Origin of the sequence: Halorussus litoreus (assembly GCF_003382685.1) — an archaeon.
Lineage (GTDB): Archaea > Halobacteriota > Halobacteria > Halobacteriales > Haladaptataceae > Halorussus > Halorussus litoreus.
On record NZ_QLVG01000092.1, the window covers coordinates 1 to 4148 of the forward strand.

1 protein-coding gene is annotated in these 4148 nt (G+C 68.1%); it reads right to left on the minus strand.

Going from position 1 to position 4148, the window contains the following annotated elements:
- Window positions 1–102: 102 nt before the first annotated feature.
- Complete coding sequence (locus DPQ64_RS18365; protein WP_115865740.1) at window positions 103–3918, minus strand: PAS domain S-box protein; 3816 nt, start codon at window positions 3916–3918, stop codon at window positions 103–105.
- Window positions 3919–4148 lie beyond the last annotated feature (230 nt).

Consider the following 4148-nt stretch of genomic DNA (forward strand, 5'->3'; position numbering starts at 1 on the left):
GGTCGCGCCGCTCTCGGCGCGACCGCGCGCCAGCAAGTTTCGCGGATGCCAATTAGGAGTTTGGGAGTGGGTTGACGAGTCCCGAAGCGGACTCGAAGCAGGCTACTCCATCGATTCGAGGCCGACGTTCCGGAACTCGAAGCGCGCGCCGCCCGACTCGCTCTCGGTCACCGAACACGTCCAGCCGTACACCTCGGCCAACTTCGCCACGAACGCGAGGCCGAGCCCGGTTCCACCCTCGTCGGCCGCGGACGTGACTCCGACCTCGAACACCTCGTCGCGGTCCTCGGCCGGGATCCCGGTCCCGTCGTCGGCGACGTAGAACCCGTCCTCCAGTTCGCCGACGCGGATGGTCAGGCCGTCGGAGCGCTGTTCGTCGGTCTCGTCGTGGCCCTGCTGGGCAGCGTCGTCGCTCTGCTCGGCAGCTTCGCCGGTCGAGCGCGTGCTGCTCGCCGTGCCGTGCTCGATAGAATTCTCGAACAGATTTCGGAACAGGTGCCGGAGATAGGTCTCGTCGGCGCGGAGCGTGGCGTCGGTCTCGACCGCCAGCGTCGCCTCGGACGCGTCGATACCGTCCCACGCCTCGCGAGCCACGGCAGGAATCGACAGCCGGTTGCACTCGCTGACCGCGTCGCCGCCCCGCGTCAGCACCAACATCACGTCGATCATGTCCTCGATGCGGTCGAACGCCTCGGTGACGTAGTCGACCGCCTCCGGGGCCGCCTCGTCGGGAAGCTGCTGGCCGTAGATCTGCCCGATGGTGACCGGGTTGCGCAGCTCGTGGGCGAGCATGCTGGCGAAGCTCTCGAGGCGCTCGTTCGACGCTTCGAGCTTCTCGACGGTCTCTTCGAGTTGGCGCTGGTACTCCCGGCGCTCGGTGATGTCGGTGACGGTCACGACGCCCCGGATCACCTTGCCGTTCGCTTCGCGGACCGGCATCCCGTGAGCCATGACGACTCTGCGTTTCCCGTCGGCATCCGCTATCTCGTAGATGTCGGGCTCCTCGATCTCCTCGCCGCGGAGGACCCGGGCCATCGTCCACTCGTCGGCGGCGATGGGCTCGCCGGTGTCGGCCCACCAGCCCTCGTACTCGTCGTACTCAGTCAGGTCCGCCGCTTCGAACACGTCACCGCCCCAGAGTTCCTTCGCGGTCTCGTTTGCCTCGACGAACGTTCCATCGCCGTTCGCGACCGCGACTCCGACCGGGAGCACCTCGAACAGGGTCTCGAGTTGCTTCCTGTGGTCTTCGAGCTCGCGCTCTGCGCGCTTCCGCTCGGTGATGTCGGCGAGCGCCCCGGGGAACGTGACGGGGTCGCCCTGCTCGTCGCACTCGGCGTGACCCCGGGCGACGACCCACCGGAGTTCCCCCTCGGCGTTCCGAACGCGGTACTCGGACTCGTACTCCCCACAGGTCTCGACGGCCTCCCATATCTGGCGCTCGGCGCGCTCGCGGTCGTCTTCGTGGATGGCCGAGACGAACCGGTCGAGCGACACGCCCTCGCGGGCCGCGTCAGGATCGACGCCGAACGTCCGCGCGAACGACGCGTCCGTGACGAACTCGTCCTCGGGGACGTTCCACTCCCACGTCCCGACCGCGCCCGCCTCGGCGGCGGCTTCGAGCTGGGTCCTGGCGTCTCGCAGGTCCTGCTCGCGCTCTTTCTGCTCGGTCACGTCCTGGGCCATCGTCATGCCCGCGAACACGTCGCCGCGCTCGTCGGTGATTGGCACCCCGTGGAGGATCCACTCCCGTCCCGCGTACTCCAGTTCGACCGACCGCTCCTCGCCGTCGAGCGCGGCCTGAAACGCGGGTTCGAGCGCGTCCGCGGTATCCTCGTCCCACGCGTCCCGGAAGAACGTCCCTTCGAGGTCCGACGGCTCGACCGGGATCCTGTCGAACCCCTGTCCGGCCGCCAGCGTGTAGCGAAGGTCGTGGTCGAACAGCGTCACGGTCCCGTTCGGGAAGTTCTCGGCCAGCGTCCGGTACCGTCGCTCGGACGCCGCCAGCTTCCGCTCGTACGCCGTGCGCTCGGTGACGTCCTGTGACATCCCGAGTGCAGCGAACACCTCGCCGTCGTCGTCACGGACCGGCACGACGTGGAACCGGAAGACCTGATCGGTGTAGTCGGCCTCGAACTCGCTGGCTTCCCCGTCGAGTGCGGCCTCGTATCTCGGAGCGAGTTCGTCGGCCAGCTCCGGCGGCAACACCTCTCGAACCGGACTCCCCTCGACCTCCTCGGGCGTCGCGTTGGCGACGTCGAGCGGACTGCCGCCGACGGTCTGGTAGCGCAGGTTATCGTCGACGAGCGCGACCGCCCCGTTCGGGAAGTGCTCGACCAGCGTCCGGTACCGGCGCTCGGACTCCTCCAGTTCCCGCTCGCGCTCCCTGCGCTCGGTGATGTCGCGGAAGTACACCGACAGTCCCGTCTCGGAGGGGTAGGCGTGGACCTCGTACCACGATTCGAGGGGTTCGGGGTAGTAGAACTCGAAGGAGGTCGACTCCTGAGTCTCCATCGCGGTCCGGTACTCCTCGCCGAGCTTCGAGTCGGTCGCCCACTCGAACACCTCCCAGAAGTCCCGTCCGACCAGCCCCTCGCCGCGGTAGTCGATCAGGTCCTCGGCGCGGTCGTTGGCGTGGGTGAACTGCCACTGGGTGTCGAGCGCGTAGAACGCGTCGGTGACCCGACCGAACACCTCGTCGAGTTCGGCTTCGAGGCGCTTGCGCTCGGTCACGTCCGAGATGATGCCCTCGATGGCGACGACCGCACCGTCCCCGTCGAAGACGCCCCGGCCGTAGTCCCGGACCCACCGTCGCTCGCCGTCGGCGGTCTCGATGCGGTAGGTCGTCGAGAACGTCTCGCGGTTCTCGACTGCGGTCTGGACGTCGTCCCAGAGCGTCGACCGGTCGTCTTCGACCATCACGTCGTCGCCCCAGCTCACGTCGCCGCGTTCGACGGCGGCGGGGTCGTACCCCGTCACCTCCCGGCAGGCGTCGCTGACGAACTCCATAGGCCAGCCGCGCTCGTTCCGGCAGCGGTACACCATCCCGGGGACGTTGTCCATCAGCGTCGAGAGCTGGCGCTCGCGCTCTTGAAGGGCGCGTTCGCGCTCCCTGCGCTCGCTGATGTCCCGGACGACGCCCACTCGCCGGTCGCTGTCGGGGCCGGGGAGCATCGCGAACGTCGCCTCGGTGGGGACTCGCTCGCCCGAGGCGGTCTCAAGCTCGGCCTCGATTACGGCGTCGTCGGCGTCGCCCTCGCGCATCTTCGCCTCCAGCTCGTTCGCGCGCCGGCGCACCTCTTCGTCGGCGACCAGCGAGACGTGCTCGCCGAGCAGTCGGTCGCGCGAGTATCCAGTCAGCTCCGCGTACGCCTCGTTGACCAGCGCGAAGCGGCCGTCCTCGTCGACGACGTAGACGCCGTCGTCGACCGCTTCGACGATGGTCTCGTACTCCCGAAGCTCCTGTTCGCGCGCCCTGAACTCGTCGAGCGCGTGCTCGGTGCGGCGCTGCTCGCTGACGTCTCGGACGACCCCCACGGTCCCCTGAAGCTCACCCTCCTCGACGAGCAGATTCATTCGCAGTTCGCACGGAACCCGCCCGCCGTCGGCTGTCTGGACCGCGATCTCGAACGTCCCCTTCGGCTCGGACGACTCCGAGAGTCGGCGTCGAATCTCGTCCCCCAGGGTCGCGAGGTCATCGGGGTCGAGGAGCACGGAGACGTGCTCGCCGAGGAGCTCCTCGCGCTCGTACCCGGTGGTCTCGACGATGACCTCGTTGACCGCGACGAACCGTCCCTCGGCGTCGAGCTGATAGATGCCGTCGTCGATGACGTTCACGAGCGCCCGGTAACGGTCGAGGGCGTCTTCGTCGCTGGCGTCCCCCCAGAAGGCAGCTTCGGAGGGCGCTGCCCGTTCGCTCATACGACCAAAATTGATTCTCGGACGCGGTTAAGTCTTGGCGTGACCACCGGCGTAGACGTGCTAACGGATGGATAAATGGGACTTGGCGGCTGCTGTTCGTCTCTCGATTCCGAGTGGTTCGGGAGCTTCGACCGGCGAAGTGAGCCATGATTCGGACCGCCGAGAACCCCCTGAAATCAGTCCGCGACTGCTCCGCGACCGCTCCGCGACCGCTCCGCGACCACCGCGAC